23 protein-coding genes are annotated in these 25,221 nt (G+C 66.7%); 16 read left to right on the forward strand and 7 right to left on the reverse strand.

Features of this window, described 5'->3' with window-relative positions:
* Position 1: 1 nt before the first annotated feature.
* Together J7024_RS03230 and J7024_RS03235 are read left to right on the forward strand one after the other, a co-directional pair.
* A complete protein-coding gene (locus J7024_RS03230) occupies positions 2 to 1,261 on the forward strand; it encodes an ABC transporter ATP-binding protein (protein ID WP_175787230.1) in 1,260 nt (419 codons plus the stop codon).
* Between the two features lie 249 nt (positions 1,262 to 1,510).
* Complete coding sequence (locus tag J7024_RS03235) at positions 1,511 to 1,975, forward strand: hypothetical protein (protein ID WP_124897425.1); 465 nt, start codon at positions 1,511 to 1,513, stop codon at positions 1,973 to 1,975.
* A 23-nt stretch (positions 1,976 to 1,998) separates the two neighbouring features.
* On the opposite strand, the gene J7024_RS03240 is transcribed toward J7024_RS03235, so the two are convergent.
* Positions 1,999 to 2,592, reverse strand: a complete 594-nt coding sequence (locus J7024_RS03240; RefSeq protein WP_124897426.1) for a rhomboid family intramembrane serine protease — start codon at positions 2,590 to 2,592, stop codon at positions 1,999 to 2,001.
* A 311-nt stretch (positions 2,593 to 2,903) separates the two neighbouring features.
* On the opposite strand from J7024_RS03240, the gene J7024_RS03245 reads away from it, so the two are divergent.
* Positions 2,904 to 3,353: a CBS domain-containing protein gene (locus J7024_RS03245; protein ID WP_124897427.1), complete on the forward strand. Its 450-nt coding sequence runs from the start codon at positions 2,904 to 2,906 to the stop codon at positions 3,351 to 3,353.
* A gap of 61 nt (positions 3,354 to 3,414) precedes the next feature.
* Here the strand turns inward: J7024_RS03245 and J7024_RS03250 are convergent, their stop codons facing one another.
* Positions 3,415 to 5,019: a bifunctional aminoglycoside phosphotransferase/ATP-binding protein gene (locus J7024_RS03250; RefSeq protein WP_234744787.1), complete on the reverse strand. Its 1,605-nt coding sequence runs from the start codon at positions 5,017 to 5,019 to the stop codon at positions 3,415 to 3,417.
* 806 nt (positions 5,020 to 5,825) lie between these two features.
* Here J7024_RS03250 and J7024_RS03255 point away from each other — a divergent pair.
* Both J7024_RS03255 and pntB read left to right on the forward strand, forming a co-directional pair.
* Complete coding sequence (locus J7024_RS03255) at positions 5,826 to 7,424, forward strand: Re/Si-specific NAD(P)(+) transhydrogenase subunit alpha (protein ID WP_234744788.1); 1,599 nt, start codon at positions 5,826 to 5,828, stop codon at positions 7,422 to 7,424.
* Positions 7,425 to 7,437: 13 nt separating this feature from the next.
* Entirely contained in the window at positions 7,438 to 8,850 is a 1,413-nt protein-coding gene (gene pntB, locus J7024_RS03260; protein ID WP_124897430.1) for a Re/Si-specific NAD(P)(+) transhydrogenase subunit beta, read from the forward strand.
* A 155-nt stretch (positions 8,851 to 9,005) separates the two neighbouring features.
* Here the strand turns inward: pntB and hpaR are convergent, their stop codons facing one another.
* Positions 9,006 to 9,407: a homoprotocatechuate degradation operon regulator HpaR gene (gene hpaR / locus J7024_RS03265; RefSeq protein ID WP_124897459.1), complete on the reverse strand. Its 402-nt coding sequence runs from the start codon at positions 9,405 to 9,407 to the stop codon at positions 9,006 to 9,008.
* Positions 9,408 to 9,580: 173 nt separating this feature from the next.
* Between hpaR and J7024_RS03270 the strand changes: the two genes are divergently transcribed.
* From J7024_RS03270 to hpaI, 7 genes are read left to right on the forward strand one after another with little or no spacing between them, the layout of a single operon-like run.
* Positions 9,581 to 10,348: a fumarylacetoacetate hydrolase family protein gene (locus tag J7024_RS03270; protein ID WP_175751343.1), complete on the forward strand. Its 768-nt coding sequence runs from the start codon at positions 9,581 to 9,583 to the stop codon at positions 10,346 to 10,348.
* The gene (locus tag J7024_RS03275; RefSeq protein WP_124897432.1) at positions 10,345 to 11,103 is read left to right on the forward strand and encodes a fumarylacetoacetate hydrolase family protein; all 759 of its coding nucleotides are present in this window, start codon (positions 10,345 to 10,347) and stop codon (positions 11,101 to 11,103) included. The genes J7024_RS03270 and J7024_RS03275 overlap by 4 nt, the downstream gene beginning before the upstream one ends.
* Positions 11,104 to 11,119: 16 nt before the next feature.
* Positions 11,120 to 12,577, forward strand: a complete 1,458-nt coding sequence (gene hpaE / locus J7024_RS03280; protein ID WP_124897433.1) for a 5-carboxymethyl-2-hydroxymuconate semialdehyde dehydrogenase — start codon at positions 11,120 to 11,122, stop codon at positions 12,575 to 12,577.
* 48 nt (positions 12,578 to 12,625) lie between these two features.
* The gene (hpaD, locus tag J7024_RS03285; RefSeq protein ID WP_124897434.1) at positions 12,626 to 13,489 is read left to right on the forward strand and encodes a 3,4-dihydroxyphenylacetate 2,3-dioxygenase; all 864 of its coding nucleotides are present in this window, start codon (positions 12,626 to 12,628) and stop codon (positions 13,487 to 13,489) included.
* Between the two features lie 16 nt (positions 13,490 to 13,505).
* Entirely contained in the window at positions 13,506 to 13,907 is a 402-nt protein-coding gene (locus J7024_RS03290) for a 5-carboxymethyl-2-hydroxymuconate Delta-isomerase (RefSeq protein WP_124897435.1), read from the forward strand.
* Positions 13,908 to 13,927: 20 nt separating this feature from the next.
* Positions 13,928 to 14,731: a 2-oxo-hept-4-ene-1,7-dioate hydratase gene (hpaH, locus tag J7024_RS03295; protein ID WP_124897436.1), complete on the forward strand. Its 804-nt coding sequence runs from the start codon at positions 13,928 to 13,930 to the stop codon at positions 14,729 to 14,731.
* A gap of 9 nt (positions 14,732 to 14,740) precedes the next feature.
* Positions 14,741 to 15,547 carry a 4-hydroxy-2-oxoheptanedioate aldolase gene (gene hpaI / locus J7024_RS03300; protein WP_124897437.1) on the forward strand — a complete coding sequence of 269 codons (807 nt, stop codon included), beginning with the start codon at positions 14,741 to 14,743 and terminating at the stop codon, positions 15,545 to 15,547.
* 232 nt (positions 15,548 to 15,779) lie between these two features.
* Here the strand turns inward: hpaI and J7024_RS03305 are convergent, their stop codons facing one another.
* Both J7024_RS03305 and J7024_RS03310 read right to left on the reverse strand, forming a co-directional pair.
* Positions 15,780 to 16,919, reverse strand: a complete 1,140-nt coding sequence (locus J7024_RS03305) for a hypothetical protein (RefSeq protein ID WP_124897438.1) — start codon at positions 16,917 to 16,919, stop codon at positions 15,780 to 15,782.
* Positions 16,920 to 16,967: 48 nt separating this feature from the next.
* Positions 16,968 to 18,305 (reverse strand): polyhydroxyalkanoate depolymerase, encoded by a 1,338-nt coding sequence (locus J7024_RS03310; protein WP_124897439.1) that lies wholly within the window; start codon positions 18,303 to 18,305, stop codon positions 16,968 to 16,970.
* A 332-nt stretch (positions 18,306 to 18,637) separates the two neighbouring features.
* On the opposite strand from J7024_RS03310, the gene J7024_RS03315 reads away from it, so the two are divergent.
* Positions 18,638 to 19,297 carry a glutathione S-transferase family protein gene (locus tag J7024_RS03315; RefSeq protein WP_124897440.1) on the forward strand — a complete coding sequence of 220 codons (660 nt, stop codon included), beginning with the start codon at positions 18,638 to 18,640 and terminating at the stop codon, positions 19,295 to 19,297.
* A 21-nt stretch (positions 19,298 to 19,318) separates the two neighbouring features.
* On the opposite strand, the gene J7024_RS03320 is transcribed toward J7024_RS03315, so the two are convergent.
* The gene (locus J7024_RS03320; RefSeq protein ID WP_175751334.1) at positions 19,319 to 19,684 is read right to left on the reverse strand and encodes a hypothetical protein; all 366 of its coding nucleotides are present in this window, start codon (positions 19,682 to 19,684) and stop codon (positions 19,319 to 19,321) included.
* 168 nt (positions 19,685 to 19,852) lie between these two features.
* Here J7024_RS03320 and J7024_RS03325 point away from each other — a divergent pair, with 168 nt between their 5' ends.
* Complete coding sequence (locus J7024_RS03325; RefSeq protein WP_124897441.1) at positions 19,853 to 20,572, forward strand: response regulator transcription factor; 720 nt, start codon at positions 19,853 to 19,855, stop codon at positions 20,570 to 20,572.
* Complete coding sequence (locus tag J7024_RS03330; protein WP_124897442.1) at positions 20,572 to 22,065, forward strand: HAMP domain-containing sensor histidine kinase; 1,494 nt, start codon at positions 20,572 to 20,574, stop codon at positions 22,063 to 22,065. Before J7024_RS03325 ends, J7024_RS03330 begins: the two co-directional genes overlap by 1 nt.
* A gap of 27 nt (positions 22,066 to 22,092) precedes the next feature.
* On the opposite strand, the gene J7024_RS03335 is transcribed toward J7024_RS03330, so the two are convergent.
* A complete protein-coding gene (locus tag J7024_RS03335) occupies positions 22,093 to 23,193 on the reverse strand; it encodes an AraC family transcriptional regulator (RefSeq protein ID WP_124897443.1) in 1,101 nt (366 codons plus the stop codon).
* A 396-nt stretch (positions 23,194 to 23,589) separates the two neighbouring features.
* Here J7024_RS03335 and J7024_RS03340 point away from each other — a divergent pair.
* Positions 23,590 to 25,221, forward strand: a 1,632-nt coding sequence (locus tag J7024_RS03340; RefSeq protein WP_234744789.1) for an AMP-binding protein, incomplete at its 3' end; no start/stop codon positions are given.

The following is a 25,221-nucleotide window of genomic DNA, read 5'->3' on the forward strand; positions in this document are numbered from 1 at the left end:
GATGCGCGGCGTCTGCAAGTCGTTCACGAAGCCGTCCGGCGAGCCGCTGTATGTGCTGGCCGATATCGATCTCACGCTGCGCGAGGGCGAGATACTCGGGCTGCTCGGGCGCTCCGGCTCGGGCAAGTCCACGCTGCTGCGGATCGCGGGCGGGCTCGTCCGGCCCACGTCCGGCACGGTCGCGTATCGGGGTGCGCCGCTCGCCGGCCCGACCGGCGGCATCGCGGTGGTGTTCCAGACTTTCGCGCTGTACCCGTGGCTGACCGTCGTCGAGAACGTCGAGCTTGGACTCGATGCGCTGGGCCTCGCACCGCGCGACGTGCGCGCACGTGCGGCCGCCGCGATCGAGCTGATCGGGCTCGACGGATTCGAATCGGCCTTTCCCCGCGAACTGTCGGGCGGCATGCGCCAGCGGGTGGGTTTCGCCCGTGCGCTCGTCAGCGACCCTGTGCTCCTGTTGATGGACGAACCGTTCTCGGCGCTCGACGTGTTGACCGCCGAAACGCTGCGCACCGACTTTCTCGACCTGTGGGACGCGCGCCAGCTGTCGACCCGGTCGGTGCTGATGGTGACGCACAACATCGAGGAAGCCGTGCTGATGTGCGATCGCATCCTGGTGCTCGGCGCCGCTCCGGCGCGCATCGAGGAGACGTTGATCGTGCCGCTGCCGCGTCCGCGCAGCCGGCACGATCCGGCCGTTCAGGCGATCGTCGGCAAGATCTATGCGACGCTGACCGCACGCATCGCCGACGCGAAGGCAGGCCAGGAAGCGAAGGGCAGCGCGCTGGCCATGAAGCTGCCCAACGTGTCGAGCCACCGTCTCGCCGGGTTCGTCGACACGCTTGCGGCCGCGCCGTACGACGGACATGTGGAGCTCGCCGCGATTGCGTCGGCGCTCGCGCTTCGCGTCGATGCGCTGTATTCGACCGCGGCCGCGCTCCATCTGCTGGCCTTTGCCGAATGGCACGACCGGTCCATCCGGCTGAGCGCCGCCGGCCATGTGTTCGCGCAGAGCACCGATGACGCGCGGCGGCGTCTGTTTCGCGAGCACGTCGTCCGGTTCGTGCCGCTCGCCGCGCATATCGACGAAGTGCTGGGCGAGCGCGAAGGGCATCGCGCGCCGCGCGCGCGTTTCGAGCTCGAACTCGAGGATCATCTCGACCCGCGCAGCGCGGACCAGGCGCTGCGTGTCGTGACCGACTGGGGCCGCTACGCGGGACTGTTCGACTACGACGACCATACCCGGACCTTCGGCCGCTGACCGTCCGGGATTCCTGTCGCCGCAACGCGCGCGGGCGGCATGCCGATCGGTCCGTTGACCTCCGTCAACGCCCGTCGCGCGGTGCGATCGAGAATGATTGCTCCGTTCCCGCACTGGAAAAGCGACATGAACGATCGAGCGTCGCGCAGCGGGGCGTGCGGCGCTGGATGAACCGCCGGCGCAACCGCGTCGATCCGGCGGACAGGCTCCGCAATCCGACGCCAATGACCGTTCACGGGAGGAATGACCATGAACTGGCTTTCCGAATACTTCGCCCAGCGCACGAGCCCGCTGTCGCTTTCGCTCTGGGCGCATCCGCCGCTCGCGCTCGGACCCGACGGCCCGGTCTGTCGTGAGCCTTACCGCCTGCCGTATCCGGGCGTGGAACTCGTTTTCACGCCGGCGGAAACGGTCGAGCGCGACGGGAAAATCTACGCGCTGCCGGCTCGCTATGACTCCCGCCGACTGCTTGCCGCGCACAGCCCGGTGTACGACGACGCTGCATCGTTCTTCCGCGAGGTGACGATTTTCGCGCCGTCGCAGTTCAATCGCGATTTCGTCGTGGCGGTCAACGGCGAATTTTCGTTCGTGCCGTTGTTCTGGCAGGACGGGGCGCCTGGCTTCTCGGGGATCTGCGCGCCTGCCGTGAGCAGCCGCACGACAGGCGAGCGAGCCGGCCCGCCGTGGCTGTTCCAGGGTTATCTCAGCATCTAGGCCGCCATCGTCTGGAACGGACGCTACGCACGCACGTCCGTGCGCCTTCTCCAGACGGCGAGGCACACGAGCGCGCCGAGCATTCCGCCGAGGTGGGCGAAATGCGCGATGCCGCTCGTGTCGCCGCTGAGGCCGGACAGCAATTCAGTCAATGCATAGCCGGCCGCGAAGAGCCATGCCGGCATCGGCACCGGCGGAAACAGCAGGACGACGCGCCGTTGTGGAAACAGCACGGCGTAGGCGATCAGCGCGCCGAACACGCCTGCCGACGCACCGACGGTCGGCGCGCCGCCGGCAGGCAGCGCGCGGACGACCGCGAGCTGCGTGATCGCACCCGCCAGCACGCTCGCCAGATAGAGCGCGAGAAAGCGCGCGCGGCCGAGCACGCGTTCGACGTCGCGTCCGAACATGTAGAGCCCGAACATGTTGAACGCGAGATGGGCGAGACTGGCGTGCAGCACGCTGTAGGTCAGCAGCTGCCAGACGTGGAAACCCGGTGTCGCGGGCACGCCCGGTCGCGCGGACGGCCATAGCGCAAACAGGTCGACGAGCGGCTGCCAGCCGCTCGTCTCGGCGATGAACACGGCGACATTCAGCAGAATCAATGCGTAGGTCATGGCGACGGAATCAGCGGGACGGACGTGACGCGGCCCGGCTCGCGGCGCGGCCGGATTCGAACGTCACGACATACCGTCAACTTAGCCGCGGCACGTGCATGGCCGTTGAGGCAGATCATCCGCGGCCGCTGTCCGGCTCATTCCGGTCGAGCGCGGCCGCTCGTTCGTCGCCGGCCCCGACGGCGATCGGCACGTTGACGTGCGTCAACCCTGCGAGGGGTGCCGCGCTTACCCTGAACTCGGGATGCATGCGTCGCCGCACAGCGAGGCGCGTGCGTATCGTCCACGCAAAGGGCAACGGGAGCCTCATCATGCACATCGGAAGAATCAGTACCCAGCCGGTCGAATCGTGCACGGCCGAATGCAGTGCGTTTGAACTGGCCGACCGCATGCGGCACGCGCATGTGGGCGATATCGTCGTGATCGAGTACCGCGACGGCGAGGCCATTCCGATCGGCCTGGTGACCGATCGCGACCTGGTGATCGAGGTGATGGCCCGCGGCGACGATCCGGGCGACGTGACGGCGGGCCAGATCATGTCGCGGGGCCTGGTCGTCGTGTCGGACACGGACGAGATCGGCGTTGCGCTCGAGGAGATGCGCCGCTCGGGCATTCGGAGACTGCCGGTCGTCGACGATGCAGGCCGTCTCGTCGGCATCGTGACCCTCGACGATATCGTCGAGCATCTCGCTGGGCTGCTCGGCGGTGTCGTGGAAGTCGGCAAGCTGCAGCAGATCGAGGAGCAGCGTTTCCGCGCGTGACGGTGCGGCGGCGCCCGGCGCGGGTGGCCGGCCCGCTTGCCCGCGGCACGCACGTCGCCGATTATGTACGCAGCGCGGCGAGCAACGGCGCCCAGAACGCGCGGCTTCCGTACGCCGCGGCATCGCAATCGGTGTCGAAACGAATCGCGATTGCGGCTTCCGGTTCGGTCAGCGGGTCGGCATGCTCGATCTGTCGGGCCAGCACGGCGGTGTCGGCATCGGAGGGGTCGCACCCGCGTGCCGCCCGCGCAGCGACACGCGCGGCAAGCGTCGCCTGGCTCGCGGCGAAATCGAGAATCGCGACGCGCACGCCGAGCCGTGCGGCGAGCGAGACGAACGCCGCGCGGTTGCGTTCGCGCAGGAATGTCGCGTCGACGATCGCCGTGTAGCCGGTGGCGAGGACCACACCGGCCTCCGAAAGCAGGGTTTCGTAAATCCGGTCGATTGCGGTGTCCGAATAGGCATCGGGGGACAGACGGGTTTCCTCGGGTATACCGGCACAACGCTTGCGCTCGACGTCGCTGGACAACCGGATCGCGCCGAGTCGCTCGGCCAGCGCGCGGCTGGCCAGCGATTTGCCCGAGCCGGACACGCCATGACACAGGAGCAGCGCCGGTCGCGCATCGCGTCGAGCATGGGCCATAGCCGACGCAATGCGCAGATAGCGGGCGCGCGCCGCTTCGTCACCGCGCAGTCGCGCGGTCAGCGCGCGCACCAGCGCCCGATAGACGAAGTAGCACGGCAGCACGCCCAGTGCCGCACGGTCGCCCGTGCGTGCCAGCCAACCGGAAAGAAGGCGGTGGGCGCAATCGTCGCGTCCGTGGGCGGAGAAATCCATCAGCGCGAACGCGAGATCGCTCGCCACGTCGATCCAGCGCAGCGTGTCGTTGAATTCGATGCAGTCGAACATCAGGATCCGGTTGCGCCAGCGGACGATGTTGTCGAGATGCAGATCGCCGTGGCATGCGCGCACGAAACCGTGCGCATGCCGATCCGCAAGCAGCGGTGCGATGCGGCTCAACTCGGCCTCGTGCCACGCGCGCAGCGCGGCTTCGTCCGGCACGGTGGCGTCGAGCGTGTCGAGCAATGGCCGGCATTGGGCGGCGACGCTCGCCGCGCTGCCGGAATGACCGCGCGGCGCACGGCGCGGCGCGCGCAGATGATGGCGGGCCAGCGTATCGGCGAGGGCGTCCGCATCCGCCAGCCCTTCGTCGTGCGACGCGCTGCGAACCGACAGCATCGCACGCGCGTCGAACCGGCGCATGCGCACCACGTACTCGCCGGGTGCCGTCTGCTGCCGATGCCGGCGCCCGCCGGTCCGCACCGGCGCATCGAACGCGCATCGCCGGCCGCGTGCGACGAGCGGCCAGACGCCCAGGTACAGCGGGCCGGCGAACGGGCGATTGAGCGTGCACTCCGCGAGCGCGCAGCGACGCCGCTGTGCAGGCTGCACGAGATCGACGAACGCGAAGCGCACGGGCTTGATGCGCTTGTACGCATAGCGCCCGGCCAGATAGACGACGGACAGATGGGTCTCGATCCGCTCGATGCGGCCTGCGGGGTGCGAATAGGTGGCGGGCCGATTCAAGGCGCGATCGAATTGCATCGCCTTTCGCCGTGCATTTCCGCGGCCCAGTGCGAACGGTACGTGAGGCGTTCGGGACATGATCAAAGGATCGGTCGGACGGGGCGCGCGTTCGCGTTGCCGCGCCTCGCAGATTGGATTCGAACGAGAACGGCACGTTCTCGCCTGCTCGATGTCGCGGATCGGTGCGGCAAGCCAGGGATCGCCGACGCGACGGATTCTATTGCAGCCGAGCAGCGCGCGTGCCGGCTTGATACGCATCAAGCGGGCCACACAGGAGGACGCTTGACGCAGGTCAACCGTGCTCGCGACAGCGGCAATACAGTCGGTTTCAGGCCCGGGCCAACGCACCGGCGGGTTGCCGCAGATCGCGCGACGGCCTTTCGCATATCGACCGGTCGGTCGGATAAATCGACCGGACGATGCAACCGGTCCCGCCGCAAATCGGGACACTCGTCGCGCAACTGCACGGCACGACGTATGCCGCGGCCCAGGCCATCGCGGCGGCCAATCGTCCGCCCGGGGACGACGCGGACGCGTTTGCCCGGCGCGCTGTGCGAATCGACCGACGCGTCGCGTCTCCCGCGCCTATGCATCGCGCACTGGGAGTGGACATTGCGATACGGATGCGGCCATACGGCCGCATCGTCAACATCCGTTCGGCCGACGCATTCTTTCCTGTACGTGGATAAAACGCAACAGTGCGACGGAACACATGCGCGACGCGCGCGCCCTCTTCGCCTGCTCTGACGCGGGCAGCGCGGCCGGACCGGCGTCGTCATGTTTAGCGAACGGTCGTTCGATCGTTGACGCGAATTCGCATGATTCTGGTAACTTGACGCACCGGCCCGAGCACTTCGCGATGGCCATCACCCAACTTTCATAATATGACACTACAGATTGGGATTCCTCTGGAGACAGCCACCGGCGAACGGCGCGTAGCGACCGTGCCCGAGGTGGTTGAGAAACTGATCAAGCTGGGGTTCTCGGTGGCCGTGCAAAGCGGTGCCGGGGCCGGTGCGAATTTCGACGACGACGCGTACCGTGCGGCCGGCGCGAGTATTGCCGCCACGGCGGCCGAGCTCTGGTCGGGCAGCGATATCGTTTTCAAGGTGCGCCCGCCGAGCACGGAAGAAGTCGCGTCGATGCGCGAGGGCGGCACGCTGATCGGCTTCGTGTGGCCGGCGCAGAACCCCGAACTCATGGAGCAGCTGGCCGCCAAGCGCGCCACGGTGCTGGCGATCGATTCGCTGCCGCGCACGCTGTCGCGCGCGCAGAAGATGGATGCGCTCACGTCGATGGCCGGCATCAGCGGCTACCGCGCGGTGATCGAGGCCGCGCATGCGTTCGGCCGCTTCCTGAACGGTCAGGTCACGGCGGCGGGCAAGATTCCGCCGGCGAAGGTGTTCATCGCCGGCGCCGGTGTGGCCGGTCTGGCTGCGATCGGTACCGCGGCCAGCCTCGGCGCGATCGTGCGTGCCAACGACACGCGCGCCGAAGTGGCCGATCAGGTCAAGTCGCTGGGCGGCGAGTTCGTCAAGGTCGACTACGAAGAAGAAGGCTCGGGCGGTGGCGGCTACGCGAAAGTGATGAGCGAAGGCTTCCAGCAGGCGCAGCGCGCGATGTATGCGCAGCAGGCCAGGGATGCCGACATCATCATCACCACCGCGCTGATCCCCGGCAAGCCGGCGCCGAAGCTCATCACGGCCGACATGGTGCGGTCGATGAAGCCCGGCAGCGTGATCGTCGACATGGCCGCCGAGCAGGGCGGCAACTGCGAACTGACGGTGCCCGGCGAGGCAGTCGTGCGTCATGGCGTGACGATCGTCGGTTACACGGATCTCGCATCGCGCCTGTCGCGGCAGTCGTCGACGCTGTACGCGACGAACCTGCTGCGCGTGGTCGAGGAGCTGTGCAAGGGCAAGGACGGCACGATCGACGTCGACTTCGACGACGATGCGATCCGCGGGCTCACCGTGATCAAGGAAGGCAACGTCACATGGCCGCCGCCGCCGATCAAGCAGGCGGCCGTCGCACCGAAGCCGCCGGCGGCCGCACCGGCGGCGGCACCCGCGAAGTCGAAGGGCCACGGTCACAGCGGCGAGCCGATGTCGGCGAAGGCGCTCGCGATCGTGTTCGCGGTCGGCGCGGTGGCGTTCCTGCTGGTCGGTCAGTTCGCGCCGGCCAGCTTCCTGTCGCACTTCACGGTGTTCGTGCTCGCGTGCTTCGTCGGTTACATGGTGATCTGGAACGTCACGCCGTCGCTGCACACCCCGCTGATGAGCGTGACCAACGCGATCTCGTCGATCATCGCGATCGGCGCGCTTGTGCAGGTCGCTCCGCCGCTGGACGAGCTGGCCAACGCCGGCGACCGTCCGTCCGGGCTGATCCTGGGCCTGGCGGTGGGCGCGCTGACGCTCACGGCCGTCAACATGTTCGGCGGCTTTGCGGTGACGCGACGCATGCTGGCGATGTTCCGCAAATAAGGGGACGACAATAATGACTTCAAACCTGACCACCGTCTCCTACATCGGCGCCGCGATCCTGTTCATCCTCAGCCTTGGCGGGCTGGCCAATCCCGAGACCGCGCGCCGCGGCAACCTGCTCGGGATGATCGGCATGCTGATCGCGGTGCTGGCCACCGTGCTCGGCCCGCGCGTGTCGGCCGCGGGCATTCCGTACGTGATCGCGGCGCTCGTCGTCGGCGGCGCCGTCGGCCTGTACGCCGCGAAGAAAGTGCAGATGACGCAGATGCCTGAACTGGTCGCGCTGATGCACAGCCTGGTCGGCCTCGCGGCCTGCCTGGTCGGCTTCGCGAGCTATATCGACACGTCGGTGCAGTTCAGCGGCGCGGAGAAGGCCATCCATGAAGTGGAGATTTATGTCGGCATCCTGATCGGTGCGGTCACCTTCGCGGGTTCGATCATCGCGTTCGGCAAACTGTCGGGCAAGATCGGCGGCAAGCCGCTGCTGCTGCCGGCCCGGCACTGGATGAACCTGGCCGCGCTGCTGATCGTGATCTACTTCGGCCGCGCGTTCCTGCATGCGCAGAGCATTCAGGACGGGATGCTGCCGCTCGTCGTGATGACGGTGATCTCGCTGCTGTTCGGCGTGCACATGGTGATGGCGATCGGCGGCGCGGACATGCCCGTCGTGGTGTCGATGCTCAACAGCTACTCGGGGTGGGCGGCGGCGGCCACCGGCTTCATGCTCGGCAACGACCTGCTGATCGTGATCGGTGCGCTGGTCGGCTCGTCGGGTGCGATCCTGTCGTACATCATGTGCCGCGCGATGAACCGCAACTTCATCAGCGTGATCGCGGGCGGCTTCGGCGGCGGCGCGCCTGCGGCAGCGGGCGGCGGCGCCGGCGCGCAACCGGCCGGCGAGGCGGTGGCGGTGAGCGCGGTGGAAACGGCCGAGCTGCTGCGCGAGGCGAAGCGCGTGATCATCGTGCCGGGCTACGGGATGGCCGTGGCGCAGGCTCAGCACACGGTGTACGAGCTCACGAAGCTGCTGCGCGAGAAGGGCGTCGACGTACGTTTCGCGATTCACCCGGTCGCGGGCCGCATGCCGGGCCACATGAACGTGCTGCTGGCCGAAGCGAAGGTGCCCTACGACATCGTGATGGAGATGGACGAGATCAACGAAGACTTCCCGGAGGCCGACGTGTCGATGGTGATCGGCGCGAACGACATCGTGAACCCGGCCGCGCAGGACGACCCGACGAGCCCGATCGCGGGGATGCCGGTGCTGGAGGTGTGGAAGGCGAAGACGTCGATCGTGATGAAGCGCAGCATGGCTTCGGGTTACGCGGGCGTCGACAATCCGCTGTTCTACAAGGACAACAACCGCATGTTGTTCGGCGATGCGAAGTCGATGTTGAACGAGATCTTCGGGGCGCTGAAAGCCTGAGGATGGCCGCATGGCCGACGCGGACTGCGGGTTCGCGTCGGCGGGCGCGCGGCTTCGATGTAGCGTCGGCCCGCAACGCATCGGCAGTGCGTTGCGGGCCGATGTCCGTCAGGCGTTGCCGCACCGGGCGGCGTGCTTCGGCGGCAGGCAGGCAATCAGTTTTCTTCCAGCCCGGCGAGCAGATCGTCGACGGCCTTGTAGACCCGTGCCACGACATCCTTGCCGACCTCTCGCTCGAGGTCGGCGTATCGCTGTTCCAGATCCTTCGTCAGTGTGCGAACCAGGTCGATGCTCGTCGGCGTCAGGGAAACCAGAACGCGACGCTGATCTTCCGCGAACCGCTCCTTCGTAATCAGTTCCAGCGCCTCCATCCGCGCCAGCACGCCCACCATGCTCGGGCTCGAGATCGTACAGAGATCCGACAGCTGTCGAGGCTCCATCGGCCCGTGCTCGTGCACCGCGCGGATGATGCGCCATTGCTGCTCGGTGAGCCCGTGTGCGGTCAGGAGCGGCCGGAAGCGCTCCATGATCTTCTCCCGCGCGCGCAGCAGCATCATCGGAAGATTGCGATGCGGTGCGTCGTGCTTGTCTTTGACATCCATACCGTTGATTGCGCTTCAGCTTCGTTGCAGTGGGGAATGCCCTTGGCCTGCATGTTCTCTCTTGACGCCCGATGATATCAGGCGAAATAATACTAACATGTGAGTGAACTTCAGAGGGACGAATCGTGATGCTTGCACCTGTCGACCATGTGCTTCGCCTGGAGGGAGAGCCGCTTGCGCGTGATGTCGATGCGCGCACGGCGGCGTCGCTCCTGTCAGGCGGCGCCAGATGCCGGCCTCCCGTCGAGGGTACCATTTATGGGACGTTGCTGAACGACCGCGCGGCGCTCGATGCGCTGGGAGACTCGGTCAATGCCGCTCCCTACAAGGCGCCGCCCAAGGCCCCGGTGTTGTACGTCAAGCCGCGCAATACGCGGGCGGGACATGGCGCGAAGGTCGTCGTGCCGGGCGGCACGAGCGGCGTCCAGATCGGCGGCTCGCTGGGGATCGTCATCGGGCGCGCCGCCTCGCATGTGAGCGTTGCCGACGCGCTCGAATATGTCGCCGGCTACACGATCGTGGCCGACCTGTGCGTGCCGCATGAAAGCGTGTATCGCCCGTCGGTCCGGTTCCGCGCGCGCGACGGCTTCTGCGTCATGGGGCCGACCGTCGTCGCGCGTCGTCTGGTAGCCGACCCCGACACGCTGCCGATCTCGGTGAGCATCGACGGCAAGCAGACGTTCCACGCCAACACGGCGACGTCGATCCGGCATGTGGCGCAACTGATCGCCGACGTCACCGATTTCATGACGCTCACGGCTGGCGACGTGCTCACGCTGGGCGTCCCGCACGGTGCGCCGCTGGCCCAGGCCGGCGACGTCGTGACGGTATCGATCGGCGCATGGCCGGCCCTCACGTTTTCGATGACGAGCGAAGCAGCAGGAGGCAAGCAATGATGCGGGGCCGTGTTGCATATTCGGGGGCCATTCACGAGGCGTATCCGCACGAAGCGGGCGTCCGGCTCGCCGACGGGCGAGTGTGTCGCGAGAGCGAGGTCGTGTGGCTGGCGCCCATCGAGCCGGGGACGATCTTCGCGCTGGGATTGAACTACGCGGAGCACGCGAAGGAACTGCAGTTCTCGAAGCAGGACGAGCCGCTCGTGTTCCTGAAGGGGCCCGGGTCCGTCATCGGCCACCGCGGGGTGACGCGCCGTCCCGCCGACGTGACGTTCATGCACTACGAGTGCGAGCTGGCGGTCGTGATCGGCAGGCCGGCCAAGGAGGTCAGGCGTGAAGACGCGATGCAATACGTCGCGGGTTACATGATCGCGAACGACTATGCGATCCGCGACTATCTCGAGAACTACTACCGCCCGAACTTGCGCGTGAAGAACCGCGACGGCGGCACCGTTCTGGGCCCGTGGTTCGTCGACGCGGCAGACGTTGCCGACGTCGCGAACCTCGAATTGCGCACGTTCGTGAACGGCAAGCTCGAGCAGAAGGGCAATACGCGGGATCTCGTGACCGACATTCCGGCGCTCATCGAGTATTTGAGCGGCTTCATGTCGCTCGCCCCCGGCGACATCATCCTGACGGGCACGCCGGAAGGGATCGTCGACGTGAAGGCAGGCGACGAAGTCGTTTGCGAAATCGACGGTCTCGGCCGTCTTGTCAACGTGATTGCATCCGACGCCGAATTTGGCCGCAACTGACTGATTAGGATTACCTATGCGAATCGACCATCTGATCAACGGGAAGTCTGCGGCCGGAAGCAGCTACTTCGAGACCGTCAACCCGGCCACGCAGGAAGTGCTCGCCGAAGTCGCGAGCGGCACCGCGCAGGACGTCGATGCCGCCGTGCGCGCGGCGAAGGATGCGTTCCCCGCCTGGGCCGGCACGCCGGCCACCGAGCGCGCGAAGCTGCTGCGCAAGCTGGGCGAGCTGATCACGAAGCACGTGCCGGAACTCGCCAACACCGAGACGCGCGACACGGGGCAGACGATCTCGCAGACGGGCAAGCAGCTCGTGCCGCGTGCCGCGGACAATTTCACGTATTTCGCGGAAATGTGCACGCGGGTCGACGGGCATACCTACCCGACCGGTACGCACCTGAACTACACGCTGTTCCACCCGGTCGGCGTCTGCGCGCTGATCTCGCCGTGGAACGTGCCGTTCATGACGGCGACGTGGAAAGTCGCGCCGTGTCTCGCATTCGGCAACACGGCGGTGCTGAAGATGAGCGAGCTGTCGCCGCTCACCGCGTCGATGCTGGGCGATCTCGCGCTCGAGGCGGGCATTCCCGCCGGCGTGCTGAACGTCGTGCACGGATACGGGAAGGAAACCGGCGAGCCGCTCGTCGCGCATCGCGACGTTCATGCGATTTCGTTCACGGGCTCCACGGCGACGGGCAACCGCATCGTCCAGGCCGCGGGCCTGAAGAAGTTCTCGATGGAGCTCGGCGGCAAATCGCCGTTCGTGATCTTCGAGGATGCCGACTTCGAACGCGCGCTGGACGCCGCGGTGTTCATGATTTTCTCGAACAACGGCGAGCGTTGCACGGCCGGCTCGCGCATTCTCGTGCAGAAGTCGATCTACGCGAAGTTCGCCGAGCGCTTCATCGAGCGCGCGAAGCGGCTGACCGTGGGCGACCCGCTCGGCGAGAGCACCATCGTCGGTCCGATGATCAGCCAGGGGCATCTCGCGAAAGTCCGCAGCTACATCGAACTGGGCGCGAAGGAAGGCGCGACGCTCGCTTGCGGCGGCCTCGATGCACCGACGCTGCCTGAGGGTTTGAAGAACGGCAATTTCGTCACGCCGACCGTGTTCGTCGACGTCGACAACCGCATGCGCATCGCGCAGGAAGAGATCTTCGGCCCGGTGGCCTGCCTGATTCCATTCGACGACGAGGCGGACGCGATCCGCCTCTCGAACGACATCGCGTACGGCCTGTCGAGCTACGTGTGGACCGAGAACACCGGCCGTGCGCACCGCGTGGCGGCTGCGATCGAAGCGGGCATGTGCTTCGTGAACAGCCAGAACGTGCGCGACCTGCGTCAGCCGTTCGGCGGAACGAAGGCGTCGGGCGTCGGCCGCGAAGGCGGCACGTGGAGCTACGAAGTATTCCTGGAGCCGAAGAACGTCTGCGTGTCGCTCGGTTCGCATCACATTCCGCGCTGGGGCGCGTAAGCCGATTCGCCGGTTGCGTCCGCGCACCGCGTCATCAGGAGACAGAAATTGGGAAAGCTCGCCCTCGCCGCGAAAGTCACGCACGTGCCGTCGCTGTATTTGTCGGAGCTCGACGGCCCGCACAAGGGCTGTCGCCAGGCCGCGATCGACGGCCATCATGAAATCGGTCGGCGCTGCCGCGAACTCGGCGTCGACACGATCGTCGTGTTCGACGTTCACTGGCTCGTCAACAGCGAATATCACATCAACTGCGCGTCGAAGTTCGAAGGCATCTACACGAGTAACGAACTGCCGCACTTCATCAACAACATGCGCTATGCGTACCCGGGCAACACGGCGCTCGGGAAGGCGATCGCCGACGTGGCGAACGAGATGGGCGTGAAGACGCGCGCGCATAGCGAAACGTCGCTGGATCTCGAATACGGCACGCTGGTTCCGATGCGCTACATGAATGCGGACCAGCACTTCAGGACCGTGTCGATTTCCGGGTGGTGCATGTGGCACGACCTGCCGACGAGCGCCCGTTTCGGCCTGGCGGTGCGCAAGGCCATCGAGGAGCGCTACGACGGCACCGTCGCCATTCTCGCGAGCGGCTCGCTCAGCCATCGCTTCGCGAGCAACGGCACGGCCGAGCAGTTCATGCACCGGGTGTGGGATCCGTTCCTCGAGGAAACCGACCGGCACGTGGTGTCGCTGTGGGAAAAAGGCGACTGGAAGACGTTTTGCGGGATGCTGCCGCTCTACAACGAGAAGTGCTGGGGCGAGGGCGGAATGCACGATACGGCGATGCTGCTCGGCGCGCTCGGCTGGGATCGCTACGAAGGCAAGGCCGAGGTGGTGACCCCGTACTTCGGCAGTTCGGGCACCGGCCAGATCAACGCGATCCTGCCGGTCACGCCGTTGCCCGTCTGATCATTGGGAGCAGCAGATGCCACATCTCACACTCGAATACAGCAACAACCTGGCGGACGAGGGCAGCATCGCGCTGCTGTGCCGCAAGCTGGCATGCAGCCTCGACGCGCAGCGCGAAGGCGGCCAGCGGGTATTCCCGCCGGGCGGGATTCGCGTCCGGGCGTTGCGCTGCGACACATTCTGCATCGCCGACGGCCGGATCGAGGACGCCGCGTTCCTGCACGCGAACCTGAAGATCGGCGCCGGGCGTTCGGAAGCCGCGAAGCAGGCAGCTGGCGATGCGCTGTTCGACATCATCAAGCAGCACTTCGCCGACGCGTTCGACCGGCACGGGCTCGCGTTGTCGCTGGAGATCAACGAATTCAGCGAAGCCGGCACCTGGAAGCACAACAATCTGCATGCGCGGCTGAAGGCCTGAGCGCGAAGGGCAAGTTCATCATGCTGGACCAAACGACGATCCGCGAGCTCGCGGAGAAACTGGAACACGCCGAAAAGACGCGCACGCAATTGCGCCACTTTTCCGCGGCCTATCCCGAGATGACGATCGAGGACGGCTACGCGATCCAGCGCGAGTGGGTGAAGATGAAGCTGGACGCAGGGCACGTGATCAAGGGCCGCAAGATCGGCCTGACCTCGCGCGCGATGCAGCGTTCGTCCCAGATCACCGAGCCGGATTACGCACCGCTGCTCGACAGCATGTTCATCGAAAGCGGCCAGGACATTCCGGTAGACCGGTTCATCGCGCCGCGCGTCGAGGTGGAACTCGCGTTCATTCTCGGCAAACCGCTGAAGGGCCCGAACGTGACGCTGTTCGACGTGCTGGATGCGACCGCCTATGTGACGCCCGCCGTCGAGATCATCGACGCCCGCATCGAGCAGTTCGATCGCGAGACCAGGGCGCCCCGCAAGGTGTTCGACACGATCTCCGACTTTGCGGCCAATGCCGGGGTCGTGCTGGGCGGCCGGCCGGTGCGTCCCATGGATGTCGACCTTCGGTGGGTCGGCGCGTTGCTGTACAGGAACGGCGCGGTGGAGGAGAGCGGGCTCGCGGCAGCGGTTCTCAACCATCCCGCGACGGGCGTTGCGTGGCTCGCGAACAAGATCGCGCCGTACGACGAGAGCCTGAACGCGGACGACGTGATTCTCAGCGGCTCGTTCACGAGCCCGATTCCGGCGCGAGCGGGCGACACGTTTCACGTCGACTACGGCCCGCTCGGCGGTATCGCGTTCAAGTTCGTATAAGGAGCAGGCATGGACCGAATCAGGAACCCGTTCAAGCACGCGCTGGCCGAAGGCAAGCCGCAGTTCGGCCTGTGGGCCGCGCTCGCGGATCCGTACGTGGTGGAGTTGCTGGCAACCGCTGGCTTCGACTGGCTGCTGATCGACAACGAGCACGCGCCCAACGATGTGCGCAGCACGCTCGCGCAACTGCAGGCGATGGCCGCATACCCGACGCATCCCGTCGTGCGCCCGGTCAAGAGCGATACGGCGCTGATCAAGCAGTTCCTCGATATCGGCGCACAGACCTTGCTGCTGCCGATGATCGATACCGTCGAGCAGGCGCGCGAAGCAGTCGCCGCGACGCGCTATCCGCCCAACGGCGTGCGTGGTGTCGGCAGTGCGCTGGCGCGCGCGTCGCGATGGAACAGGGTGCCGGACTATCTGGCCAGCGCCGGCGACGAGCTGTGCGTGCTGGTGCAGGTCGAAACCGTCACGGGGCTCGCCAATCTCGATGCGATTGCGAACGTCGACGGTGTCGATGGCGTGTTCTTCGGGCCCGCGGATCTGAGCGCCTCGATGGGTTTCCTTGGCAAGCCGGGTGAAGAGTCGGTGCGCGCGGCCATTCGCGAGGGCATCCGCACGGTGCGCCAGGCGGGGAAAGCCGCAGGCGTGCTCGCGCCGGACCACGCGTTCGCTGGCGAGTATCTGGACGCCGGCGCGACCTTCGTTGCGCTCGGCACGGATACGGGATTGTTGAGTGCGGCGGCCGCGCAGCTTGCAGCCCGCTACAAAGGCTTGGCCGCATCGCGACCGAGCGCTGAACGAGGCGGGTACTGATGTCGGGCGAGGCCGCCGGGATATCGGCGGCTTCCCGTTGCCCGACGCTCCATTGGGTCGGCATCGTCTCAAGGCATCACGCAGTCCCTCTCCGGAAGGGCGGACGGTGAGTGCGATGCCGGGTTCGTACGAACGCATCCGGCATGCAATGACGCAAGGCCGGACCGGCGGGCCGGCGGCGGCTCGCAGTCTCGACGGGCCACTCAAGCGGTATGCTGACGGCGCCCCGCATCTATTCGTAGAGATACCCGACCGGCCTGCCTTCGGTTCGCTGCGGGCGTACTTCGGTCCGGGCAATGATGTCCCCCGCCAGGCCGTCGATCTCGTCGCGCTGCGTCGGCGTCCAGCGGCGCAGATTCTCGAAGTTCTTCAGCAGACCGAGCCGGAGAATCTGCGTGTTCTCGCCCATCCCGACCAGCGCGATCGAATGTCGACTCGCCGTCACCACATCGCCGGTCTGCAGTTCGAGCACCGTTCCGGCACGTTCCTTGAATTCGGCCGTGCCGCGAATGACGCGATAGATCACCACCTCGCCCTTCGCAAATGACGTTGCCTCCACACCGCTCGCGATGCTCTTCGGCAGGAGCGATTGATCCGCGGGGTCGGTCGCGAGGATGTGACCGGTCACGAGTCGACCGCTTGGCGCCTCGATGCCCAGATCGCGCACATGGACAGGCCCCGCCGATTTGATCGAGCCGTCGGTCAACGGCCGGTAGAGCGCATTCAGCTCGAGGGGATCCTGTAACCAGAAGTTCGCCCCTGCGGCACGGTCGTGCAATGGGTGACTCCAGGCGATACGTGGCGTTTCGGCTTCGTTGATCTGCTCCGTCGGCACGATCGTCGGGTTCGGGAATGTCGTCGGATCGGTGATGAACGCCTCGAGAAATTTGGCCGAGCACCCCATGGACATCGCGTCAGGCACGACCGTCTGCGTGGTTTGCAGATTTTCTTCCGTGGACATGCCCGACCACGTGTAGAAGAGTTGCCGATGCACGATCGCGCTTTGCAGGATCACGGAACCGGGGCCGACGTAGTGCAGCCGGCCGTCGTAGTCGAACGTAAATACGCCCGAGGTGACCAGCACGAACTGGAAGCCGCCCGGTGGCAGATGCAGATGGAAATCGGTAGGCCCCGTATTTTCCCGGTACACCGGCAGATTGGTCGCGACTTCGTGAAGCAGGAAGGCTTCGTTGTTCGCATGAAAGCCTTCGTTCGCACGGCTATAGAGCGCCTGCGGGCGGTAGGTCGCTTCGTATCTGGCTTCCTGGCGGCGATCGACGGCGACGAAATCGCGATGGTTGAGACGGATGGGGTCGCCGCCCGGATGCACGAGACCAGGAGAGGACTGAAGAATATTGACGCGCTGATTCATCGCAACCCCCGTTACTCAATCGATCGAGAATGCCTGCCTGTAGAACTTCTACGCCGCTTCCTGCGCACTGGTGTGGTTGGTGGCACCCGCGTCGAGCAGTGCGCGCAAGGTCACCTGATTGCCGTGCTCGACCTCGCCCGGGGATGCCATGCGCCTGGCGCGTGGTTCGTGGTCGTAGATCGTCGAACGCACGAGCGGATAGATATGTGAAATCCAGCGGCGGCCATTGAATACGCCGTAATGGCCTACGCCAGTCTGCACATGATGCGTTTTCATGTACGGACGCAAGCCCGAGCAGAGTTCCTGGGCAACCACGGTCTGGCCGACCGAGCAGATGTCGTCCTTTTCGCCTTCGATCGTGAGCAGCGCGGTGCGCCTTATCGCATGCGGCTCCACCTGGCGGTCGCCGACCTTGAGCTTGCCGAGCGGCAACGCATATTCCTGGAACACCGCGCTGACCGTCTCGAGATAGAACTCCGCCGTCAGATCGGTAGTGGCGAAGTATTCCTGGTAGAACGCGTGGATCGCATCGGCCTTGTCGTGGTCGCCCTTGGCGCGCTCGAATCGCATCTCTTCGAACGAAGCGACATGGCGCGACATGTTCATCGACATGAAGGCGCCGATTTGCATGAACCCCGGATAGACACGGCGCTGCGCGCCTGCAAAACCGCTAGGCACGACGCCCACGAGATTATTCTCGAACCATTCGATCGGCTTGCTGTTGGCGAGGTCATTGACCTTGGTTGGATTCACGCGGCAATCGATCGGGCCCGCCATCAGCGTCATGGTCGCGGGTTGCGCCGGGTCGTCGTCGGCCGCCATCAGCGACACGGCCGCGAGGGCCGCGACGGTCGGCTGACAGATGGCCACCAGATGCGAATCGGGGCCGATCCGGCGAATGAACGACATCAGATGCTCGACGTACTCGCCGAGGCCGAAGCGGCCCGCGGCCAGGGGAATATCCCGAGGATTGTGCCAATCGGTGATATAGACGTCGTGATCGGCCAGCATGGTCAGCAAGGTACCGCGCAGCAGCGTCGCAAAATGCCCCGACATCGGCGCGACGAGCAGCACGCGCGGCTGCGATACCGCCGTGTCCTTGCGGAAATGCAGCAGCGAGCCGAACGGCGTGCGCTTGACGACTTCCTCGGTGACCGGCGTGCGCACGCCATCCACGTCCACCCAGTCGATATCGAAGGGCGGCCGGCTATGCGTGAGTCCCGTGAGTTCGATCGACTCCCACCAGGCATCCAGAAAACGCGCGTCGAGTCCGAACGCCAGCATGGGCCAGGTATTTGCCGCATAACGCGCCAGGGAGGCGGCGGTACGCCAGGGGCGCATCAAATCCGCGGCGGCCTGATAGGCCGGATAGGCAAGCAAATTCATGGGCGCGGCTCCAATCGGGGTGGACGCCTCCGGAAACACGCAAACAGCGTACCAGGTGCGCGCCTGGCATGGCGCTTGCGCGTTGCAGGGGGGCACTGCGACGCGCGGCACGCGCACGCGCCGTGTGCCTTGCGAACTCGGCATCCGGATCGCGAATCGGTTGCGCACCGCAATAGGGCGCGTCGTTTCGCGCGCTGCAAAATCGTGCGAAACGCCATGACCCGTGGTGCGCACTTCAGGAAGTGCACTTCGCTGGTGCGCGTCCGAATGCTTGTCTTTCGGGGTTCGCGCAAACCGCAATGGATCGCCGTGCCACTTTTCAGGAGCCGCGCATGAGCCAGTCAATCGCCACTATGACCATCAGCAGCCGCAATTATTCGTCGTGGTCCATGCGCGGATGGCTGCTGGCCAAGCTCGCCGGACTCGAATTCGACACGGTGGTCGTGCCGCTCGACGATGCCACGGCGCGCGCCGAATTGCTCCTGCTTTCGCCATCGATTCTTGTGCCCTGCCTTCGCCATGACGGCAATGAAGTCTGGGACACGCTGGCCATCTGTGAATATCTGAACGAGATTCTGCCGGATGCGCATCTGTTGCCTGCCGACCCCAAGGCGCGCGCGCATTGCCGTTCGGTTTGCGGAGAAATGCATTCGGGTTTCAGCGCGCTGCGCTCCGCGTTGCCGATGAATCTGCGCGGACATTTCCCCAATTTCCGGCTCTGGTCGCGTGCGCAGTACGATATCGAACGCATCGTGGCCATCTGGCGCGATTGCCTGGGAAAATACGGCGGCCCCTGGCTGTTCGGCGAAATCAGTGCGGCCGATGCGATGTACGCGCCCGTGGTCACGCGCCTGCTGACCTATGACGTGCCGATCGATCCGGATATCGCCGAATACTGCATGCGCGTGCTCAAGCAACCTTACGTGGCCGAATGGATCGCGGCGGCAAAGACCGAGACCGAGGAGATCGACGAGCTTGATATGGAATTTTGAGTTCCATGCAGGCTTCGGGCGTCACGCGCCAGGACCGCTGTCGACGATCTGCGGCTCGACGAACCGGGCGAACAGCGTGTGCGGATGGGTGGCCGGATGGTGTTCGGCGGCAAGCTGAACCTGCGGCCGGAATCCCGGCTTGGGCAGAATCCCGGCGTCACGGGCCTCGACGGGGTCGCGTTCATCGAAAGGTAGGCGGAAACATTCGGCGTCGACACCCAGGGCTTCCCGTGCCGGCGCCATTTCTGCCCTGAAGGTCAGGCGCTGCTGTCGTCGCTCGTCGGGCGGTTCGTGAGGCGCGTCCGGCGCCAGGACCGGCGGCCGCTGACGCCGGGAATGCTGGCCGGGGCAACGCGACGCGGGAAGCGGGACACGGACGCGATCCAAACTTAAACGATTTGTGATCCCTCCCCGCCGCAAAATTTTGCACAATGGCGACAGCGCGGCATTGCCGCCGCGACCCGCCCCCGGCAGGCCGGCCTGCCGGTCCGAAAGGGGCGGCCGGAACGACCCTTCGAAACCGGGCCCCCGACCGACGTGCCGCAGCCGACCGCCATGGACCACCCCAAACGCATCCTGATCGTCGAAGACGACGCCGACATCGCCGACGTGCTGAGCCTGCACCTGCGCGACGAGCGCTACGAGGTCGTGCACAGCGCGGACGGCACGCAAGGCCTGCGCCTGCTCGAACAGGGCCACTGGGACGCGCTGATCCTCGACCTGATGCTGCCGGGCGTCGACGGCCTGGAGATCTGCCGGCGTGCCCGTGCGATGGCGCGCTACACGCCGATCATCATCACGAGCGCGCGTTCGAGCGAAGTCCACCGGATCCTCGGCCTCGAACTCGGCGCCGACGACTACCTGGCCAAACCGTTCTCGGTCCTTGAACTCGTCGCGCGGGTCAAGGCGCTGCTGCGCCGTGTCGACGCGCTGGCGCGCGATTCGCGGATCGACGCAGGCACGCTCGACATCGCTGGACTGTCGATCGACCCGATCGCGCGGGAAGCGAGCGTCGACGGCACGCGCATCGACCTCACGCCGCGCGAGTTCGACCTGCTGTATTTCTTCGCGCGGCATCCCGGCAAGGTGTTCTCGCGGATGGACCTGCTCAATGCGGTGTGGGGCTATCAGCACGAAGGCTACGAGCACACGGTCAACACGCACATCAACCGGCTGCGCGCGAAGATCGAGGCCGACCCGGCGGAACCCGTGCGCATCCTCACGGTGTGGGGGCGAGGCTACAAGCTCGCCGCGCCGGACCAGCGGGACACATGATGAAACTCACGCTCACCCAGCGGCTGTCGCTCGTGTTCTCGGTGCTGCTGCTCGCCTGCTCGGGCGCATCGGCGTGGCTGCAGATCCGCGCGAACGACATGCGCGAGAAGGAAGTCGTGCAGGGCCTGTCGCGCGATCTCGCCGCGCATATCGCGAACAGCACGCCGCTGATGGACGCGAACGGATTGCGCCCGGATGCCGTGCGCACGCTGTTCGGCCAGTTGATGGGCGTGAACCCGAGCGTCGAGGTGTACCTGCTCGACAACGCGGGGCGCATCGAGGGCGACGACGCGCCGCCGGGCCACGTGAAGCGCGAGCGCGTCGATCTCGCGCCGGTGCAGCGCTTCATCGCGGGCGATCCGCTGCCGATCCTCGGCGACGATCCGCGCAGCCCGGACGCGCGCAAGGTGTTCAGCGCCGCGCCATTGCAGCGCGCCGGGCAGCCGCCGTCCGGCTATATCTACGTGGTGCTGCTCGGCGAGGCGCACGACCGGCTGGCCGCGCGCGTCGACGCCGGCAACGTGCTGCGCACGACGCTGTGGTCGATGGCGGTCGTCGCGCTGCTGGGCCTGATCGCGGGCCTGACCGCGTTCAGCTTCATCACCCGTCCGCTGCGCCGGTTGACCGACGCGATGCGCCGCTTCGACGCGAACGGCGCGCCCGACACGCAGCCGCCGGTGCCGCGCTCGCCGCCGGGCCGGCGCGGCGACGACATCGCGGTGCTCGAATCGGCGTTCGCGCAGATGGCCGACCGGATCGGCGACCAGTGGCGCGCGCTGACGCGCCAGGACCAGCAGCGGCGCGAACTGATCGCGAACATCTCGCACGACCTGCGCACGCCGCTCACATCGCTGCACGGCTATCTGGAGACGCTGTCGCTGAAGGCCGAGACGCTGCCCGAGCCGGAGCGTCGCCGCTATCTGTCGATCGCGCTCGCGCAGAGCGCGAAGGTCGGCCGGCTCGCGCAGGCGCTGTTCGAGCTCGCGCGGCTCGAGTCAGGCGGCGTGCAGGCGGAGCGCGAGCCGTTCTCGCTCGTCGATCTGGTGCAGGACGTGTTCCAGAAGTTCGAGCTGGCCGCGCAGGCGCGCGGCGTTGCGCTGCATGCACGCATTCCGCCGCGCGTGCCGCCGGTGTCGGCCGATCTCGGCATGATCGAGCGCGTGCTGACCAACCTGCTCGACAACGCGTTGCGCCATACGCCGCAGCACGGCGAAGTCGAAGTCTCGCTGGCGCCGCAGGGCGATCGCGTGGTGGTGACGGTGTCGGATACGGGAGAGGGGATTCCGCTCGCGCGGCGCGAAGGGCTGTTCCAGCGGCCGCAGCGGCCGATGAGCGGCGGCGCGTCGACGAGCGGCGGCCTCGGGCTGCTGATCGTGCACCGGATGCTGGTGCTCAACGGCAGCGGGATCCGGCTCGTCGATCGCGCCGGACGCGGCGCGGTGTTCGAGTTTGCGCTGGCGGTCGCGTATCCCGCGGCGGGCGATGCGTGTTGAAACCGCCGGTGGCGCACTCGCGTGCGCTCAGCCGCCGCGCTTGCGCCGCACGTCGCTCGGCGTCGTGCCGGTCCAGCGCTTGAACGCGTGGCGGAACCCGACCGCATCGCTGAAGCCGAGCGTCAGCGCGATGTCCTCGGTGCCGAGCGTGGTGGTCGTCAGATAGTCGATCGCGAGCGCCTTGCGCACGCTCGTCAGCAACTCGCTGTACGACGTGCCTTCGGCGTCGAGCTTGCGGCGCAGCGTGCGCGACGTCATGCACAGGGTGTCGGCGATCGCGTCGATGTCCGGAAACTGCCCGGGCGTGCGCGTGAGTTCCTGATACACGCGCCGCGTGATGCCGGCCTGGCTGCGCAATTCGTCGAGCAGGCGCGCGCAATGCGACGACACTTGCGCGGCGGTGATCGGGTTCGCGAGCTGCGGCGCACGCGTGAGCCACGCGGCCGGGTAGCTGAGCACGTGGTGCGGCTGGTCGTAGGCGATCGGGCATTCGAGTGCATCGGCGAGCTGCGCCGCGTGCGCCGGCCGCGGCTGCGCGAACTGCGCGCGCGCCGGCACGCACCATGCGCCCATCACGTCCTTGATGATCGTCACGTGCAGCGCGAACTGCATGTCGATCAGGAAGCGGTAGAGCGGCAGGTCCGGCTCGGGCAGCACGACCTGGTGCAGATCCGGGAACAGCCACGACGCGGTGTCGCCCTGTTCGACCCAGCGGATCGCGAGCATGCCGTTCGCGAGCTGGTGATACTTGACGGCCGAGTCGAACGCGTGCGCGAGCGATTCCGAGCACAGCATCGCGTAGCCGTACATCCCGTAGCTCGACGCATGCAGCCGGCGGCCGACGCGAACGCCGAGGTCGGCACCGTCGTAACGGTCGATCGCGTTGCGCGCGGCGATCAGGAACTGCAGCGACGACGTGAGCGTGAACGGGTCGGCGACGGCAGCCGGCGACAGGCCGGTGCCGTCGAGCACGGCACCCGGGTCGAGACCGAGTTCCCCGGTGACGCCGACGAGCACGGCCAGCTTGGCCGGCGTGAAGCGTTTTTCCCGCGACGCGTAGGCGGGCGGGGCGTCCGGCAGCGGGGCGGCGCCGTCGGCCGTCGGGTTCAGGGGCGTACTGCGCGGCATGGCGGGTTCTGCGTCCGATTCGATATCGTTTACGGCTCGCAATTCTGATCGGGAACGGTCCCATGCGCCACAGGGTTCTCCCTGATACGCGGGCCAGCCCGCCGGCAGGATCAACCCTCAACCTGCCTGGAACACGCCGGCCAGCCACGCGAACGGCTTCGCGAGCCGGTTCCGCGTGTTGATCTGCGCGACGACCGGCGTGAGCGTCGCGATCCGGATCGCTCGCCCATCGCGTCGCCCGCGTGTCCGTTTCGATCATCTTTTCGGCCGCCCGGATCATTTTCAAAGCCTGTCCGGCGGGCGATAGTCCGCAGTCAGGCGACGGCCTGCGCCGATCGGGCGCGCGGGCCGTCGTGCGAACGGCGCCGGGCGGCGCCGTCCCCCGAGGAGCAGGACATGACGAAGAGACACTGGATCGGGTCGTATGGCTCGATTCCCGCCGAGATCGATGCCGATCGCCACCCTTCCGTAACCGCGCTGCTGGACGACGCGATGCACCGCTTCGCCGAGCGGCCCGCGTTCCGCGCATCCGGCCGCACGCTGACCTACGCCGACGTCGACCGCCTGTCGAGCGCGCTGGCCGCGTACCTCCAGCAGGTGGTCGGCGTGCGCAAGGGCGATCGCGTGGCCGTGATGCTGCCCAACGTGCTCGCGTTTCCGGTCGTGTTCGTCGCGGTGGCGCGGATCGGCGCGATCCAGGTCAACGTGAACCCGCACTACACGGCGCATGAGCTCGAACATCAGTTGAACGACGCGGGCGTCGAGGTGGCGGTGGTGTGCGGCGGGTCGATGGGCACGTTCGCCGACGTGGTCGGCAAGACGCGCGTGCGGACGGTACTCGGCGTGGGCCGTGGCGATCTCGGCGTCGTCGATGCGCCGGCCGGCGCGTGCGATGCGCTGCCGCCCGGATCGATCGCGCTAGGCGACGCACTTGCCGCGGGCGAATCGCTCGAGTGCGAACCCGTGGCGCTCGGCGGCGCCGATCTGCTGCTGCTGCAGTACACGGGCGGCACGACCGGGCTGTCGAAGGGCGCGGCGCTGTCGCACCGCAACCTCGTCGCGAACATCCAGCAGTTCGCGGCGATCGTGCCGGCCGCGCGGCAGCCGGGCGAGGAAGTCGTCGTCACCGCGATCCCGCTGTATCACATCTTCGCGCTGACGGTGAACTTCCTGTCCTACTTCGCGATCGGCGCGGAGAACTGGCTCGTCACGAATCCGCGCGACATGGACGGCTTCATCGACGTGCTGAAGGCCGCGCGGCCGTCGGTGTTCGTCGGCGTCAACACGCTGTATGCGGGGCTCGCCGGCCATCCGCGGCTGAAGGAGGTCGACTGGTCGCGGCTGAAGCTGTCGGCCGGCGGCGGCGCGGCGGTGATCGACGTGATCTCCGCACGCTGGAAGGCAGTGACGGGCAACTTCATTCGCGAAGGGTACGGGCTGTCGGAAACGTCGCCGGTGGTTACGTTCAATCCGCAGTCGATCGACACCTTCACGGGCACGACGGGCGTGCCGCTGCCGTCGACCGACGTGAAGCTGCTCGACGACCAGGATCGCGAGGTGGCCATCGGCGAAGCGGGCGAGATCTGCGTGCGGGGGCCGCAGGTGATGGGCGGGTACTGGCAGAAGCCGGATGCCAATGCGCTCGCGTTCACCGCGGACGGTTATTTCCGCACCGGCGACATCGGCGTGTTCGATGCGGCGGGCTTCCTGAAGATCGTCGATCGCAAGAAGGACATGATCATCGTGTCCGGTTTCAACGTGTATCCGAACGAAGTGGAAGCCGTCGCCACCGCGCTGCCGGGCGTTGCCGAATGCGCGTGCATCGGGGTGCCCGACGAGCGCACCGGCGAGGCCGTCAAGCTGTTCGTGGTGCGCGCGCCGGATGCGGCGCTGACCGAAGCGGAAGTCGTCGTGCACTGCCGCGCGAGTCTTGCCGCCTACAAGGTGCCGAAGATCGTTCGCATGGTCGAGCGGTTGCCGAAGTCGACGGTCGGGAAGATCCTGCGCCGGGAACTGAGCCGCGCCTAC

The sequence above is a fragment of the Burkholderia sp. WTPI3 genome (assembly GCF_021483755.1).
Lineage (GTDB): Bacteria > Pseudomonadota > Gammaproteobacteria > Burkholderiales > Burkholderiaceae > Burkholderia.

What these genes read in the sequence shown, in the direction of transcription:
- J7024_RS03230 (WP_175787230.1), top strand. Translation starts at nt 2, where the DNA reads ATGCGCGGCGTCTGCAAGTCGTTCACGAAGCCGTCCGGCGAGCCGCTG.
- J7024_RS03235 (WP_124897425.1), top strand. Translation starts at nt 1,511, where the DNA reads ATGAACTGGCTTTCCGAATACTTCGCCCAGCGCACGAGCCCGCTGTCG.
- J7024_RS03240 (WP_124897426.1), bottom strand. Translation starts at nt 2,592, where the DNA reads ATGACCTACGCATTGATTCTGCTGAATGTCGCCGTGTTCATCGCCGAG.
- J7024_RS03245 (WP_124897427.1), top strand. Translation starts at nt 2,904, where the DNA reads ATGCACATCGGAAGAATCAGTACCCAGCCGGTCGAATCGTGCACGGCC.
- J7024_RS03250 (WP_234744787.1), bottom strand. Translation starts at nt 5,019, where the DNA reads ATGTCCCGAACGCCTCACGTACCGTTCGCACTGGGCCGCGGAAATGCA.
- J7024_RS03255 (WP_234744788.1), top strand. Translation starts at nt 5,826, where the DNA reads ATGACACTACAGATTGGGATTCCTCTGGAGACAGCCACCGGCGAACGG.
- pntB (WP_124897430.1), top strand. Translation starts at nt 7,438, where the DNA reads ATGACTTCAAACCTGACCACCGTCTCCTACATCGGCGCCGCGATCCTG.
- hpaR (WP_124897459.1), bottom strand. Translation starts at nt 9,407, where the DNA reads ATGATGCTGCTGCGCGCGCGGGAGAAGATCATGGAGCGCTTCCGGCCG.
- J7024_RS03270 (WP_175751343.1), top strand. Translation starts at nt 9,581, where the DNA reads ATGCTTGCACCTGTCGACCATGTGCTTCGCCTGGAGGGAGAGCCGCTT.
- J7024_RS03275 (WP_124897432.1), top strand. Translation starts at nt 10,345, where the DNA reads ATGATGCGGGGCCGTGTTGCATATTCGGGGGCCATTCACGAGGCGTAT.
- hpaE (WP_124897433.1), top strand. Translation starts at nt 11,120, where the DNA reads ATGCGAATCGACCATCTGATCAACGGGAAGTCTGCGGCCGGAAGCAGC.
- J7024_RS03290 (WP_124897435.1), top strand. Translation starts at nt 13,506, where the DNA reads ATGCCACATCTCACACTCGAATACAGCAACAACCTGGCGGACGAGGGC.
- hpaH (WP_124897436.1), top strand. Translation starts at nt 13,928, where the DNA reads ATGCTGGACCAAACGACGATCCGCGAGCTCGCGGAGAAACTGGAACAC.
- hpaI (WP_124897437.1), top strand. Translation starts at nt 14,741, where the DNA reads ATGGACCGAATCAGGAACCCGTTCAAGCACGCGCTGGCCGAAGGCAAG.
- J7024_RS03305 (WP_124897438.1), bottom strand. Translation starts at nt 16,919, where the DNA reads ATGAATCAGCGCGTCAATATTCTTCAGTCCTCTCCTGGTCTCGTGCAT.
- J7024_RS03310 (WP_124897439.1), bottom strand. Translation starts at nt 18,305, where the DNA reads ATGAATTTGCTTGCCTATCCGGCCTATCAGGCCGCCGCGGATTTGATG.
- J7024_RS03315 (WP_124897440.1), top strand. Translation starts at nt 18,638, where the DNA reads ATGAGCCAGTCAATCGCCACTATGACCATCAGCAGCCGCAATTATTCG.
- J7024_RS03325 (WP_124897441.1), top strand. Translation starts at nt 19,853, where the DNA reads ATGGACCACCCCAAACGCATCCTGATCGTCGAAGACGACGCCGACATC.
- J7024_RS03330 (WP_124897442.1), top strand. Translation starts at nt 20,572, where the DNA reads ATGAAACTCACGCTCACCCAGCGGCTGTCGCTCGTGTTCTCGGTGCTG.
- J7024_RS03335 (WP_124897443.1), bottom strand. Translation starts at nt 23,193, where the DNA reads ATGCCGCGCAGTACGCCCCTGAACCCGACGGCCGACGGCGCCGCCCCG.